At 71.9% G+C, this 14,809-nt stretch carries 9 protein-coding genes; 3 read left to right on the forward strand and 6 right to left on the reverse strand.

The genetic code is table 11. From position 1 onward, the window contains the following. Positions 1–134: 134 nt before the first annotated feature. The 4 genes from ACFYXF_RS00900 to eccD form a co-directional block, all read right to left on the reverse strand. Positions 135–464, reverse strand: a complete 330-nt coding sequence (locus tag ACFYXF_RS00900) for a WXG100 family type VII secretion target (RefSeq protein WP_389346676.1) — start codon at positions 462–464, stop codon at positions 135–137. Between the two features lie 85 nt (positions 465–549). After that, complete coding sequence (locus ACFYXF_RS00905) at positions 550–879, reverse strand: WXG100 family type VII secretion target (protein WP_389346678.1); 330 nt, start codon at positions 877–879, stop codon at positions 550–552. A 46-nt stretch (positions 880–925) separates the two neighbouring features. Then, on the reverse strand, positions 926–2,452 hold the full coding sequence (eccB, locus tag ACFYXF_RS00910; RefSeq protein ID WP_389346680.1) for a type VII secretion protein EccB: 1,527 nt from the start codon (positions 2,450–2,452) through the stop codon (positions 926–928). 84 nt (positions 2,453–2,536) lie between these two features. Beyond that, positions 2,537–3,922: a type VII secretion integral membrane protein EccD gene (eccD, locus tag ACFYXF_RS00915; RefSeq protein ID WP_389346682.1), complete on the reverse strand. Its 1,386-nt coding sequence runs from the start codon at positions 3,920–3,922 to the stop codon at positions 2,537–2,539. A 170-nt stretch (positions 3,923–4,092) separates the two neighbouring features. Between eccD and eccCa the strand changes: the two genes are divergently transcribed. Continuing rightward, entirely contained in the window at positions 4,093–8,064 is a 3,972-nt protein-coding gene (gene eccCa, locus ACFYXF_RS00920; RefSeq protein WP_389346684.1) for a type VII secretion protein EccCa, read from the forward strand. 71 nt (positions 8,065–8,135) lie between these two features. Here eccCa and mycP read toward each other — a convergent pair whose 3' ends face one another. Together mycP and eccE are read right to left on the reverse strand one after the other, a co-directional pair. Beyond that, the gene (mycP, locus tag ACFYXF_RS00925) at positions 8,136–9,305 is read right to left on the reverse strand and encodes a type VII secretion-associated serine protease mycosin (protein WP_389346686.1); all 1,170 of its coding nucleotides are present in this window, start codon (positions 9,303–9,305) and stop codon (positions 8,136–8,138) included. Continuing rightward, positions 9,302–11,203 (reverse strand): type VII secretion protein EccE, encoded by a 1,902-nt coding sequence (gene eccE / locus ACFYXF_RS00930; protein ID WP_389346688.1) that lies wholly within the window; start codon positions 11,201–11,203, stop codon positions 9,302–9,304. The genes mycP and eccE overlap by 4 nt, the downstream gene beginning before the upstream one ends. Before the next feature lie 499 nt (positions 11,204–11,702). Between eccE and ACFYXF_RS00935 the strand changes: the two genes are divergently transcribed. Both ACFYXF_RS00935 and ACFYXF_RS00940 read left to right on the forward strand, forming a co-directional pair. Further along, the gene (locus ACFYXF_RS00935) at positions 11,703–12,692 is read left to right on the forward strand and encodes a threonine/serine dehydratase (protein ID WP_389346690.1); all 990 of its coding nucleotides are present in this window, start codon (positions 11,703–11,705) and stop codon (positions 12,690–12,692) included. A gap of 132 nt (positions 12,693–12,824) precedes the next feature. After that, on the forward strand, positions 12,825–14,798 hold the full coding sequence (locus ACFYXF_RS00940) for a potassium transporter Kup (protein WP_389346692.1): 1,974 nt from the start codon (positions 12,825–12,827) through the stop codon (positions 14,796–14,798). Positions 14,799–14,809 lie beyond the last annotated feature (11 nt).

Here is a 14,809-nt window from a genome sequence, read left to right on the forward strand (position 1 = left end):
TCTTCCGTCCTGTGGTCGAGTCGGCCGACTTCCCTGAGCGCTCCGGGGCCGGTCCCCGGCGGCCCGTGGTGAACGGACGTACACGAACGGTCCGTTCACCACGGGCGGAGCAGCGATGCGGTACCCGCTGCGGCTCAGCCTTCGAGCGCCCGCATGGCGTTGAGGTCCTGCTGGCGGTAGATGTCGACCACGGCGCCCACGCCCTGGCCCGCCTGGGTCAGGAAGGTCTGGAGCTCCTTGGCGGCCCGGTCCCAGTCCTGCTGGCACTTGTCGTAGACGCCCTTGGCTCCGCCGTCCCCGCCCTCGCTCTGCCAGTTCTGCAGGGTGGGGTAGATCTCCGTCTCCAGTCGGTCCAGGCACTGGCCCACGGCGTTGCTGGCGGTGATGATCCCTTCCATCGCGCCCCTCATGGCCTCGCCGTTGGAGATGAATCCGTCGCCGTTGTAGTCGGCATTTACAGGCATGGCTGTGCCCTCCTCGGTTTACGGTGTGCTGCTACTGGGGTTTGGTGCGATCTGCTGTGTACGTACGACGCGCCGCGTGGGGCCGTCAGCGGGTCGGGCCGGTCAGGCCCTCCAGCGCGGCACTCAGCTGGGTGATGGCGAGTTCGGTGTCCTGGTCGGCCGCGATCTGGATGCCGAGGGTGCTCTCCAGCTTCGCCTCGATCTCCTCGAGGGCGGCGAGCATCGCGGCCATCTTGTCGTCGAAGGTGGTCATGATCCGCTGGAAGGTGCTGGCCGACTGCGCCGACCAGTACTGCTGAAGTTCCAGCACCGTGGACTGGGCCTTGCCGTGTTCGGTGCGCAGGTCGTTGCCCGCGTTCACGATCAGCTCAAGGCCCCTCTTCATTCCGGCGAAATCCGCGGAATTCACTGCCATGTCTGCCTCCTTCGGTCGGTCCCGGGCCCCGGAGGGCGCCCTGGGGTCACTGGGTGCCGGAGGGATCCGGCTGGTCGGAGAGTCCCGGCGCGGTGGCCGCGGGCACCCCGGGCCGAGTGCCCGGGTCGGCAGCCAGCGGCCGCTTCGCCGCATCGGGGTCCAGCACCGGTCCGGTGGGGACCAGTGCCAGGACCTGGCTCGGCACCGGCACCGCGGAGGCGGTGTCGTAGCCGAGGGTCTTGGCGACGTCGGGCGTGGCCAGGGGGTACTTCACGCCCGAGTCGGTGATCAGGAAGAGGGTGGGGCTGGTGTCGCCGGCCGTGGACTGCTCCCGGGCCAGCACCCCGCGCCCGGCCGGTACGACGACCCGGTCGGCGAGCGTGCCGCCGTCGGCCGCCGGTGTCGCGGGCCTCTGGAGCCCGGCCTGCGGCGGGCTGCCGGTGCCGTCGGCCGACTCGCGCACCGCGACCCGTACCGTCGCCTCGCCGTTCGTACCGGCGCCCGGCTTGATCCGTACGCAGGGCAGGGTGGAACCGGTTCCCGGGTCGCCGACCGGTGTCGGCGGGTTCGGTGGCAGCCCGGCCTCGTTGAGCTTGCGGTCGGTGAGCGCGGTCTGGGCGATGGCCGCCGAGTTCGCCTCGATGGCGACCGGGTTGCCGTCCGGGTAGGCGGGCGCGGTGCGCGGGTCGCCGAGGACGAGCGTGGCCTCGGTGCGGGTGAGCGGGGTGATGCCCTCGCCCCATACGAGGAAGAAGTTGCCGTTGGTGTCGTCCTGGAGGACCTGCCCGATCCGGGTCGCCAGGCCGCCGACCGTGACGCCCGGCTCGCCTCGCCCCGGTACGTCGGTCTGGGTCAGGTCGGGGCCCGCGGCCAGGGAGTTGAGCCAGGCGTTCCCCACCGGGAAGGCGGCGACGTTGGCGAATCCGAGGGCGGTCAGCGCGTTGCGGTTGGGTGCGGCGAACCGGCGGTCGGTCCAGGCGAGGAAGGACGTGCCGTCCGGGGCCCGGACGCTGAGCGCCTGGTCGTCCCCCAGGTCCCGCAGCCCCTCGGGCCGGCCGCCGACGTATGCGGTGACAACCGGGGTCGTACCGCCCTGGCCGTCGTCCGTCTCGGCCGAGCAGACCGCCCAGGCGTCCCGGTCCAGGCTGCGGGCCGCCGGCAGTCCTTCGGGGGCGCCGACGATGCCGACGGTCGGGCCGCGCTGCACGTCCTGGATCGCCTTGGTGGTGACGGTCTGCGGCTTCAGGGAGTTCTTGCCGGTGATCAGCAGCGCGGAGGAGTAGTTGGTGACGGGATGCAGGGCACCGCTGAGGAACAGATAGCGACTGCCGGTCTCCTTGACGACAACCAGCGTGCCCTCCTTCTGGAAGGCCTTGCTGCTGCCCGGCGAGATAAATCCGAAGGCCGCGAAGCCGCCCAGGGCGACCACGCCGAGCATGGCACCGGCCATCGTGCCGAGGCTGAACCGGCGCATCGGCGTCTCGGGGGCGTCCGGCTCACCGCGGGTCAGTCCCGCCGTGATCCGGCTGAGGGTGAAGAGATGGGCCTGGACCTGATCCCGGCGTGTCTGCATCGCGAACTACCTCCTCTGATTTTCCGTCAGAATTCTTTTGCCGTACGGGACTTGGCGCCCTCGTGGGTCCATCGCACCCACGTGTCAGCCGAACAGCGCGCGGGCCCAGTCGTAGGCGTCGAGCACCGCCAGCAGGGCAGGGAGCATGACGAGCCCGGTGAGCAGCTCGCCGATCTCCGCGGCCCGGCCCCAGTAGGGGACGAGCCGGCGCCCCGGCAGCACCGCGGCCGCCGTCAGCAGCAGTCCCGCGAGCAGCGTGAGCACGAGCACCGGTCCCGCCGGCTGCAGTTCGGGCGGCAGCGCGGCGGCGAGGCCCACGCTTCCCACGGCCAGCGCGAGGGCGGCGGGCGCCAGCAGGGCGATCCGCTGCCCCGCCCCGGCCAGTACCCGGCTGCGCAACAGCAGGGTGAGACAGGCGGCCCCGTACAAGGTCTGCGCGCCCCAGTGCGTGGCGGGTGCGAGGGCCAGCAGGGCCGCTCCGCTGACCAGGCCGACGGCGGTGAAGAGTGCCGTCATGTACTGGTCGGCGACCACGGCCCGGTCCAGCAGCCGGGCGGCGCGCTCCGGCTCGATCTCCTGCTGGAGTTCGTCGCTGTTGGTGGGCAGCAGGGGCAGCCGGAGATCGGCGAGCCGGAAGGACGTCATCGGCACCGTGGCGTTGAAGACCAGCGCCACCACCAGGACAACGGCCGCGGACTCGGAACGGTTCAACCCGCCCGCCATCGAGAGCAGTCCGCCCAGCGCGAGCGCGAAGGAGACGGCCAGGGCCGCCGCGTACGCGGGCAGCCAGCGGGCCACGAGGCCCATCCCCACCAGCACGGTGACCAGCGCCGCCGCACCGGCGGCGAGTATCTGGGCCGGATCGGTTCCGCCGCCCGGCGGCTGCATCACCGTGTGTCCGGCGAGTGCGGCGAAGAGTACGGCGGCGAGGCCGAGCAGTCCGGCGGCCGTGCCGTCGCCGGTCAGCCGGGAGCAGATCGCGGCGGCGATCAGCAGGACGAGGACGAGGGCGCCCGCCGTGCCCGCCCGGGCGAGCGGGGGGCCGTCGAGCCACAGCACCGCGAGGTTCGTGACCAGGGCCAGGGACATCAGGGTGAGGAAGAGGCGGCGCGTCATGGAGTCCCGCCACCGGTCCGGGCGTCGGCGGACTCCGTCGGCGACCCCGGTGATCAGGTCGTCGTAGTCGATGACGGGCAACTCGGCCCTGCGGGGCCGCAGATGGAGGGTGTCGCCGTCGCGGACGGCGAGCATGGACAGGGTGCGTTCCTCGTCGAGCGGGGGCTCGCCGAGGCGCTGGATCACCCACCCGTCGTGCTCCACCCCGGCGTCCGCCAGATCCGGTCCCGCGTAGGAGAGCAGGGTCGGAAACAGGTCGTACAGCGGGACGTCCGACGGGACGGCGACCTCCAGTGACGTCGAGGGCGTCACGAGCATCAACCGGCTCAGTTCGTTGGTCACGTTGCTGTTCACGCCGACAACACGAGACCTCCCCGGAACCGGTTCAGCGGACTTGAAGAAATTTCCGGCGGCCCAGGAAATCTGCGATTGCCCGCGATTTCCTGCGATTCGAGTGACCCGACGGCGCGTTCCATGCGTGTTCCAGGCGCGCACACCGGGTGCGCCACCGATTGGAGGCCAGGGTGTCCACCGTGCTCTTCCGCCGCCCCGCGCGGCGCTCGGCGCCGGAACCACCGCGCGGCGAGATCGATCTGCAGACCCCGCCCCCGCTGCCGGAGCTGGAACCCGGCGGCTTTCAGGCGGTGATGGGTTTTCTGCCCATGCTGATGTCGTTCGGATCGATGGGGATGATGTTCGTCATCCCCGGCATCAACGCCGGCATCCGTTACGTGATGATCGCGGCGATGGGCATCTCCGGTGTCCTGATGCTGGTGATGAACCTGCTGCGGGGGCCGCTGGAGCGCAAGCGCAAGCTGCGCGCCGAGCGCCGCGGCTACCTCCGCTATCTGGCGCAGACCCGCAGGCAGGTCCGCAGGGCCGCCGATCAGCAGCGCCGTCACCAGTTCTGGCAGTTCCCCGACCCGGAGGGGCTGTGGTCGGCGGCCATGAGCAAGCGGCTGTGGGAGCGCCGCGCCTCGCACCCCGACTTCGGCGAGGTACGGCTCGGCGTCGGCGCCCAGCCGCTCGGTGTACGGCTGACGCCCCCGCAGTCCGCCCCGGTGGAGGACCTGGAGCCGGTGAGCAGCCATGCGCTGCGGCGCTTCATCGAGGCGTACGGCAAGGTGCCCGGCACTCCGGCCTCCGCGTTCCTGCGCGGTTTCGCGCATGTTCTGATGGAGGGCGACAAGGACGCGGCGCGGGCGCTGGTACGGGCCGTACTGGCGCATCTGGCCGTGTTCCACTCCCCCGACGACCTGCGGATCGGCATCCTCACCGACGGCCGGGCGGCCGAGGAGTGGGAGTGGGCCAAGTGGCTGCCGCACACCGCGCATCCGACGGTCACGGACGCGGCCGGGCCGGTACGGGTCATCAGCGGTGACTTCGCCCGGCTGGAGGAGCTGCTCGGCGGCGAGAAGCTGCGCGAGCGGCCGGGCTTCGAGCCCAAGGCGGAGATGTCGGCGGACGAGCCGTTCCTGGTGGTCGTGGTGGACGGCGCGGAGATCCCGGCCGGGGTGCAGGCCGTGTCCAGCGGTTACCGCAACGGTGTGGTGATCGACCTCGCGGACTGTCTGCCGCGCCGCGACAACCGGTTCGTGCTGCGGCTCAAGGTGACTCCGGAGGCGATCGAACGGGTCACCAGGAACCAGGCGGGCACCGAGGTGTTCACGGAGATCTGCGTGCCCGACGCGCTGAGCACGGGCCGCGCGGCCAAGCTGGCCCGGCTCGTCACCGCGTACCGGCTCGGTCGCGGCACCGACACCTCCGAACCGCAGGCCACGGACTTCGAGTTGCCCACCCTCCTCGGCCTGGGCGACGCCAAGCGCCTTGATCCGGCGATCAGTTGGCGGCCCCGCTCGGTCCTGGACCAGCTGCGCATCCCGATCGGCATCTCCGAGCACGGCGACCCGGTGGACCTCGACATCAAGGAGGCGTCCCGGGGCGGCATGGGCCCGCACGGCATCCTCATCGGGGCGACCGGTTCCGGAAAGTCGGAGCTGCTGCGCACCCTGGTACTGGGCCTCGCGGCCACGCACTCCTCCGAGGCGCTCAACTTCGTGCTCGTCGACTTCAAGGGCGGGGCGACCTTCCTCGGCCTGGACCGGCTGCCGCACACCTCGGCCGTCATCACCAACCTCTCCGACGAACTGCCGCTGGTGGACCGTATGCAGGAGGCACTGCAGTCGGAGATGAACCGGCGCCAGGAGCTGCTGCGCGCGGCGGGCAACTACAGCTCGGTCTTCGACTACGAGAAGGCGCGAGCCGCCGGGGCCCCGCTCGACCCGCTGCCGTCGCTCTTCGTCGTCGTCGACGAGTTCAGTGAACTCCTGTCCCAGAAGCGGGAGTTCATCGACACCTTCGTGATGATCGGCCGGCTCGGCAGGTCCCTTGCCGTGCATCTGCTGCTGGCCTCGCAACGGCTGGAGGAGGGCAAGATCCACGCCCTCCAGTCCCATCTGTCGTACCGCATCGGTCTACGGACCTTCTCCGCCTCCGAGTCCCGTGCCGTGCTCGGGGTGCCGGACGCGCACAACCTGCCGTCGGCGCCGGGCCACGGCTACATCAAGACCGACACGGAGACGCTGCTGCGCTTCCGGGCCGCGTACGTCTCGGGTCCGTACCGCTCCACCGCGGCGCGCGGAGCCCGCCGGCAGGCGGTCATCGAGCAGCAGGTGGTGCCGTTCACCTCGCGGTACATCGAGCCGCGGATCCTGCGGCCCGCCGAGACCGGTCCGGCCGAGGAGCCGGAGGGGACCACCGAGTCGATGATGGACGTCATCGTGGACCGGCTGGTGGACCAGGGCCCGCCCGCGCACAAGGTGTGGCTGCCGCCGCTGGCCGAGCCGCCCACCCTGGACCGGCTGCTGCCGCCGCTCGCCGAGGCGGGCGAGTTGGGCTTCACGGCAGCCGGCTGGGCGGACCGGGGCGGACTGCGCGTACCGGTCGGCATCGTCGACAAGCCGCTGGAGCAGCGCCGGGACGTGATGACGGCGAGCCTGGCGGGCGGCGACGGCCATGTGGCGATCGTCGGCGCCACCCAGAGCGGCAAGAGCACCCTGGCCCGTACGCTCGTCACGGCGCTGGCCCTCACCCATACCCCGCGCGAAGTGCAGTTCTACTGCCTGGACTTCGGCGGCGGCTCGCTGTCCTCGCTGCGCGGGCTGCCGCACGTGGGCAGCGTCGCGGGCCGGCTGGACGTCGACCGGGTGACCCGTACGGTCAACGAGGTCGTCGGGCTGCTCGACCGGCGCGAGGAGTTCTTCCGCGAGCACGGCATCGAGTCCGTCGCCGAGTACCGCAAGGCACGGCAGGCCGGCCGCTTCCTGGACCAGGACCCGTACGGCGATGTGTTCCTGGTCGTCGACGGCTGGGTGACGATGCGCGGCGAGTTCGACAAGCTGGAGAGTTCCATCCAGGAGATCTGCACCCGCGGCCTCGGCTACGGCGTCCATCTGATCGTCACCTCCGGCCGCTGGATGGACTTCCGGCCGTGGCTGCGCGACGCGATGGGCACCCGCTTCGAGCTGAAGATGGGTGACTCGATGGACTCCGACATCAACTCCAAGGCGGCGGCGTTGGTCCCGAAGGTGCCGGGCCGCGGTCTGACCCCGGAGCGGCTCCAGTTCCTCGGCGCGGTGCCACGGATCGACGGAACCGAGAGCGGCGACGGCCTGGCCGAGGCACACCGCGAACTGGTCGAGACGGTCGCGAAGGCCTGGCACGGGCCCGGCGCCCCGCAGATCAAGCTGCTTCCGGCAGTCGTCGGCGCCGGTGAACTGCCGTCCGTGGCGGGCGACATGCGAATGACACTCGGCCTGGAGGAGACCGGGCTGCGGCCGATGTGGCACGACTTCGAGCAGAGCCCGCACCTGTTCGTGGTCGGTGACACGGAGACGGGCAAGACGAACGTACTGAAGCTGGTCGCGAAGGCGGTCGCCGACCGCTATTCCCCGGCCGAGGCTCGGGTGGTCCTCGCGGACACCCGGCGCAATCTGTACGACGCCGTGCCGAAGGAGTACCAGCTGGGCTACGCGGTGTCCGGCACCACCCTCGCGAACCTGGTCAAGGAGGCCACGGGCTCCCTCGCCAAGCGGGTTCCCGGCGCCGACATCACCCCGGACCGGCTCCCCCTGCGCGACTGGTGGCAGGGCCCGCGCCTCTACCTCCTGATCGACGACTACGACCTCCTCGCGACCCCCACCACCCAGCCCCTGTCACCGCTGGCGGACCTGCTCGCCCAAGGCGCCGACATCGGGCTCCACCTGGTGATCGCCCGCAGTTCGGCGGGGGCGATGCGCGGGATGTCGGACCCGGTCGTCCGACGGCTGATGGAACTGGGCTGCTCCTCGCTGCTGTTCTCCTGCGGCCGCGAGGAGGGCAGCTTCCTCAACGGCGTACCCCCGAAGCGACTGCCCGTGGGCCGCGCCCAACTCATCACGCGCCGGGCGGCGCCGGTGCTGGTCCAGACGGGGCTGGCGGAGGCGGTGCGGTCCTGACAACGACGTACGTGGGGGCGGGACCCGGATCCGGGTCCCGCCCCCACGTACGTCTCGTCGTCCCTTGCCTCTCAGCGCCGACGGGCCGCCATGCGGGCCACCAGGACTCCCCCGGCACCGAGGACCGCGAGCGCGGCAAGGCCGAACAGCAGGAAGAGGGAGCCGCGCGGGGTCGCATCCTGTACGGCGGCGACGGGAGCGTTGTCCGACGGCACCGCGGACGGCGCGGAGCCCTGCGGCTGCTCCTGGCCCTTGGCCTCCTCCGGGATGACCGCCGTCACCGCCTCGAACGGGTTCACGATGCCCCAGCCCACCTGCGGATCGGGCAGCGTCTTCGCCGGATGGTCGGCCGTGGACTCCAGCCGGTGGATCACCTGCTGGACCGTCAGTTCGGGGTGGCGGGCCCGTACGAGTGCCGCCGTACCCGAGACATAGGGTGCGGCGAAGCTGGTTCCCTCGTCGACCCGGTAGCCGGGGCCGCCCGTGCCGAGGCTCAGGATGTCCACGCCGGGCGCCGCGATGTCGACGTACTCTCCGCTCCTGGAGAAAGCGGCGGGCTGGTCGTCCCGGCCGACCGCCGCGACGGCGAGCACCCCCGGGTAGGCGGCGGGGAAGCTGAGCGCCGACGACCGCTGTCCCGGCTGTTCCTCGTTGCCGGCGGAGGCGACGATGAGTACGTCCTTGTCGACGGCGTACTTCACGGCGGCATCGAGTCCCCTGCTCCGCACCGGGGAGTTGATGGAGACGTTCACGACGTCGGCACCCGAGTCGACGGCCTCGCGGATCGCGTCGGCCATGCCGTTGGCCGTGCCGTCCTCCCCGTCGGTCGTCTGCCGCACCGGGAGGATCGTCGCCGCCGGGGCGACGCCCGCGAACCTGAGGCCGGCCGTCGAGCGGGCCGCGACGATGCCCGCCACGAACGTCCCGTGGCCCACGCAGTCGGTGTCGCCGCGCCCGCTCCCGCCGACCACGTCCGAGCCGCGCAGCACATTCCCGGCGAGCTGCGGAACCGATCCGTCGACTCCCGAGTCGACGATCGCGACGGTCACGCCCTCGCCCTGGGTCAGTGTCCAGGCCCGTTGCGGGTCAAGACGCGCCTGTGACCAGGGCAGTTCGGCGGTGGTCTGCACGGAGGGTGCGGCACATTCCGCCGCGACGGCGGGGCCGGCGGCGGGCAGGACAGCGGTCGCGGCGACCACGGATATCACTACCGCCGCGCTGTTGCGGCGACGCGCGCTCATGGCCGTACCCCGGGGCCGTGCCCGAGCGTGTGCAGCAGGTCGTTCTCCGTCTGCGTGGGGCGCAGGTCCACCGTCTCGGCTCCGCCGCTCTCCACGACGGCGAGGGCGTCACGCGGCAGCAGCGGAAGCGTCCGTACGACGCTGTCCGGCAGCCCGTACGCGGCCCTCAACTGCCGTACGGCAGCCGGTTGGAGGCGTGGGACCAGGACCGCGTCGTAGCGGCGCAGCGCCGCCGTGCCGTCGGCGGGCAGGTCGGGCACCTTCGGGAGCAGGGTGAGCCCGGTCTGCCAGGTGCCGAGGTCGGCGCGCGGGCCTCCGGAGCCGCCGGGGAAGTCGTCGACGACCACGACCGGGGCGAGCGGACCGCCGGCGGGCGGGGTGGCTCCGCCGGGCAGGCCGATCACCAGCCGCCCCGGGTCGACGGCCGCGGCACGCATCAGCGCGGCCCAGGACTGGGGTTGCGGGGAGCGGACGTGGACGGTCGCGCCCGCGCCGAGCAGCCGGAAGACGAGGAGTTCGACGGAGGGGCGGGGCAGGAACACGCCGATCCGCAGGGGCAGACGCCGGAACACCCGCAGCGGGGCCGGGCTGCCGTCCCGGAGTGTGCCGAGGGTGAGCCCTTCGGCGGGCGATGCGGGTTCGAGCGGCCCACCGGCCCGTGCGGCGACCGGCTCGGTGACCGGCTCGGCGAGCACGTGCGGGCCGACGGACCGGCCCAGCGGCAGGGTGGCTAGCATGCCGGCGGCCTGCTCACCGTCCAGCCGGTGCAGCCGTATCCGGTGTTCGGCGGCGCTGCGGGCGAGGGCGTTCGCCTCGTTAGGGGCGGCGCCGGTGGTGCGCACCAGCGTGGTGCGGGCGGGAGTGCCGTCGGAGGTCGCGGTGAGGGTGAGGGAGAGGACGGCGGCGCGGGCGGGAATCCCTCCCAGCAGCTCCTGGAGCCGGGCCGGTCCGCTCCCGGTCGCGTTCCGGTTCCGCTCGCGCACCCAGTACGAGACGTGCGGGACGCCCTGGCCGTGCCAGGCCGCCCACTCCTCGGCCGACGGCGGATGCTGCCCGCCCGGTTCGTCGCCCCGCAGTCCGGCGACCGCCGTCAGTGCTTCCGCGGCCTCCGTCTCGTCGAGCACATGGGCCGGCCGACCCTCGTCGTGCAGCAGACCGACCGCCTGCAGGGCGCCGCGCCGCAGGGCCCGGCGGATGCCGGCCTCACCGCCGCCGCGCGCGGCCACGGCCTCCGGGCAGACGGCCTCGTCGAGCCGGAGCGCGATCCAGGTCGACCGGGTGAGCGGGATGCCCTCGCTGTTCAACTGCCGGTAGGAGGCGGCGCACGGCTCAGCGGCGGAGTCCCCGACGATGGGCGCGGAGACGCTGTGCACCAGCACCTGCACGGAGTCGAAGGCGATGTCGTCCACCTGGAGCAGTTCGCCCAGCCGGTGCACCGGGATCGGCGCGCCGGTGTCCTGGCCGGGGCCGATCCGGTCGTCCCGGTCCACGCCGACGAGCGCGATCCAGGCCCGGCCGTCGTGGACGACGCCCATCCGCACCCGGCTGCGCCCGCCCGCCCGGCCCACACTCAGCTCCGGCAGCAGGGCACGCAACGGCCCGGTGTCCCGCGCGCGGGGTCCGCGTCGCCGGGTCGCATGGCGGGTCCGGGTGAGCACCCAGTCGTAGAGCGGGCGTCGTTGCAGTCTCGGCAGTGTCGCGACGAGCAGCAGCCCGGCGGCGGCCAGTGCGGGAACCCGGGCCGGGCCCGGGTACGCCAGACCGGCCGCGAGCAGCAGAGCGGCGGCCTCCCACACGACGACCTGTCCGAGCCGTACGCCGAACAGCGGGCGTTGCGGCCGGTGCCCCCTCCTGGAGCGCGGAGACGCGTCCGCTGTCCGTTCCGCGATCGCAGTCATACGATTCCCCATCCTCTGGCGCCCTTCACGCGGCTTGTGCAGCGTCGCTGGAAGCACGTACGGATGGCTCCGCCGGATCAACCGGGAATCGGCCGGGGCGTAACTCCGCGTGCCGCGCGGCGCCCCGAAGCGGCGAGGACCGTGAAGCGCACGGGCGAGAGCGCCTCGGCCTGTCGCCGTTCACACGGCCCGCCCCGGCCTGTCGGCGCATGCGGCCAGTCCGAAGGGACCGGCATCGATGCCCCTCACTCCGTCCGGCCGCGAGCCGGGCAGGTCGGGGCAACCTCTCCTGGCCGACCAGTTGGGCGCGTCGCCGGAGATCTCCGGGGTGCTGTCGCTGCTCTGCCTCCACCCACGGCCGGTCCTCGGGGATCGCGTGCCCGGGCGCCCCGGCGCGGCCAGTCCCAAGAGACCCCCGCAGCGTGACACACCTCAACCGGGCCACGGCTCCTGGCCGTTGCCGAGGGAGCCGCCGCCCGTGGCACTACGCTGCCATGTCGTGCAGAAGACGCGTCTCGACACCGCCCGGATCCGGGCGGCCCGCCGACTGATCGACCCGGTCTTTCTCGACACTCCGCTGTACCGCTGCGAGGCACTGGAACCCGGCCTCGGATGCGCCGTGAGCATCAAGCTCGAAACGGCGAACCCGGTCCGCAGTTTCAAGGCCCGTGGCACCGAGGTGATCGCGAGCCGGCTCGCCGACGAGGGCTCGCGGGCCGTGGTGTGCGCGAGCGCGGGCAACCTCGGCCAGGCCCTCGCGTGGTCCGGTCGCGGCCGGGGGCTCGATGTCACCGTCGTGGCGTCCCGCTTCGCGACCCGGGCCAAGCTCGACCGTATCCGCGCACTCGGCGCCGGGCTGGAACTGGTGGACGGCGACCACGAGTTGGCCCGTGAGCGGGCTGCGGCCATTGCACGCCACGAGGGCATCCGGCTGGTGGAGGACAGCCTGGACATCGAGACCTGCGAGGGCGCGGCGACCATCGGCCTGGAACTGGTGGAAGGAGTGGACACCCCGCCGTCGTTCGACACCGTCCTGATCGCTCTCGGCGGTGGAGCGTTGGCCACGGGAGTGGGTCATGTGGTCAAGGCCCTGACACCCGAGGTCGAGGTGATCTGCGTCCAGCCGCTGGGCGCACCGGCGCTGACCCGCTCATGGCACCAGCGGCGCATCGTCACCACCGACTCGACCGACACCATCGCCGACGGCGTCGCCGGCCGGTATCCCATCCCGGCCGTCCTGGACGACCTTCTCCTGGTCGCCGACGACGCCGTCCTCGTCCAGGAGGCGTCGATCATCGCCGGTATGCGGATGCTCCTCGACCACGCCGGCCTCGTCGTCGAACCCTCGGCCGCGCTAGGCATCGCGGCGATCCTCGAAGACCGCGACCGCTTCGCCGGCCGACACGTCGTCACCATCGTGTGTGGCAGCAACGTCGACGTGGACTCGTACCACCGCTGGATCGGCGCGGCCCCGGTCGACAGGCCGTGACAACGACTCGCCGCAGACGCCACTCGGAACACGAAACAGCACCCCCTACCAGGTGTCACGCCAGGGGGTGGGTATCGTCCGCCCCGATGCCCCTGGTCCGCAGCTCAGCGGACGACACGGAGGAGGAGCACCATGGCCGATCGACGGCAGGCAACCGCGTCGGACGACGGATCCGCGCCGCAGCCACCGGAGGAGACCCGGCGGGCGAGCACGCGCGACGCGGTACGCCTCGCGGTGGTCATCGGTGCTCTCGGTGTGGTCTTCGGCGACATCGGCACCAGCCCGATCTACACCCTCCAGACGGTGTTCAACCCCGACGACCCGCACCCCGTCCCGGTCACCACGGACAACGTGTACGGGGTGGTGTCGCTGATCTTCTGGTCGGTGATGATCATCGTCACGGTCACCTACATTCTGCTGGCGATGCGCGCCGACAACGACGGTGAGGGCGGCATCATGGCGCTGATCACCCTGTTGCGGCGGTGGAGTTCGGAGCGTGGGCGTCGGGCCGCCGTCGTCCTCGCCGCGCTCGGCATCTTCGGGGCGTCGCTGTTCTTCGGTGACAGCATGATCACCCCGGCGATCTCGGTGCTGTCCGCGGTCGAAGGGCTCAAGGTCGTCGAGCCGTCGCTGGACAGCGCGGTCGTGCCGATCACCGCGGTGATCATCGTGGGGCTGTTCCTGGTGCAGCGCAGAGGAACCGCGGCGGTGGGCCGGGTGTTCGGGCCGGTCATGATCGCCTGGTTCACCGCCATCGGCGCGTGCGGCGTCGTCGGCATCACCGACCACCCGGACATCATCAGGGCGCTGTCACCGACGTACGCACTCAGCTTCCTGTTCGGTCATTGGGGTACGGCCTTCTTCGCCCTGGCGGCGATCGTGCTCGCGGTCACCGGCGCCGAGGCGCTCTACGCCGACATGGGGCACTTCGGCCGCCGGGCGATCACCCGGGGCTGGCTGTTCCTCGTACTGCCCGCCTGCGTGCTGAGCTATCTGGGCCAGGGCGCGCTGATCCTCGACGACCCGGCCAACATCAGCAGCCCGTTCTTCCTGCTCGTGCCCGACTGGGGGCGCTGGCCGATGGTGATCCTGGCGACTGCGGCGACCGTGATCGCCTCCCAGGCGGTGATCACCGGCGCGTACTCGGTCGCCTCCCAGGCGGCCCAGCTCGGCTATCTGCCGAGGCTGCGCATCGCGCACACCTCCGAGTCCACCATCGGTCAGATCTACGTCCCCTGGATCAACTGGCTGCTGATGGTCTCGGTACTCACCCTGGTCTTCGCGTTCCGCAGCTCCGCCGCGCTGGCCTACGCGTTCGGCATGGCGGTCACCGGCACCATCACCATCACCACGCTGCTCTTCTTCTACGTCGCCCGCGCCAAGTGGGGTACGCCCCGGTGGCTGCTCGTCGTCGGCGGGGGCCTGCTCCTCCTGGTGGACCTGCTGTTCGTGGCGGCCAACCTGACCAAGCTCGTCCACGGCGCGTGGCTGCCGCTGCTGATCGGCCTCACCGCGTTCACCGTCATGACGACCTGGCAGCGCGGCCGTGAACTCGTCACCGCGGAACGGGCGCGCCAGGAGGGCCCGTTGCCCGAGTTCATCGAACACCTCCGCGAGGGGCAGGAGCCGACGCTCCGGGTGCCCGGTACGGCCGTCTTCCTGAACCGGGGCAAGGAGACCGCGCCGCTGGCCATGCGGGCCAACGCCAAGCACAACCATGTGCGGCACGCCCAGGTCGTGATCCTGTCCATCGGGACCGAGCCCGTGCCCCGCGTCCCGGCCGATGAGCGGGTCGTCGTCGACGACCTCGGGTACGGCGACGACGGGATCATCCACGTCACCGCCCGGTTCGGCTACATGGACACACCGGACGTGCCCGGCACACTGGCCCTCCTCGACCCGGCCGACACCGAAGGACCACTCCAACTCGACCAGGCGTCCTACTTCCTGTCGAAGATCGAGCTGCGCCGCGGCAAGGCCCCGACGATGGCGCCCTGGCGCAAGCGGCTGTTCATCGCCACGTCCTACATCACGGCCGACGCAGCCGAGTACTTCAGCCTGCCCCGCGACCGCACGGTCATCATGGGCTCGCACATCGAGGTGTAGGGGCACCGGAG

This window comes from Streptomyces sp. NPDC002680 (assembly GCF_042889145.1).
GTDB lineage: Bacteria > Actinomycetota > Actinomycetes > Streptomycetales > Streptomycetaceae > Streptomyces > Streptomyces adonidis.

Bases quoted from the DNA above. Each gene is read 5' to 3' on its own strand.
- ACFYXF_RS00900 (WP_389346676.1), bottom strand. From the start codon at position 464: ATGCCTGTAAATGCCGACTACAACGGCGACGGATTCATCTCCAACGGC.
- ACFYXF_RS00905 (WP_389346678.1), bottom strand. From the start codon at position 879: ATGGCAGTGAATTCCGCGGATTTCGCCGGAATGAAGAGGGGCCTTGAG.
- eccB (WP_389346680.1), bottom strand. From the start codon at position 2,452: ATGCAGACACGCCGGGATCAGGTCCAGGCCCATCTCTTCACCCTCAGC.
- mycP (WP_389346686.1), bottom strand. From the start codon at position 9,305: ATGAGCGCGCGTCGCCGCAACAGCGCGGCGGTAGTGATATCCGTGGTC.
- eccE (WP_389346688.1), bottom strand. From the start codon at position 11,203: ATGACTGCGATCGCGGAACGGACAGCGGACGCGTCTCCGCGCTCCAGG.
- ACFYXF_RS00940 (WP_389346692.1), top strand. From the start codon at position 12,825: ATGGCCGATCGACGGCAGGCAACCGCGTCGGACGACGGATCCGCGCCG.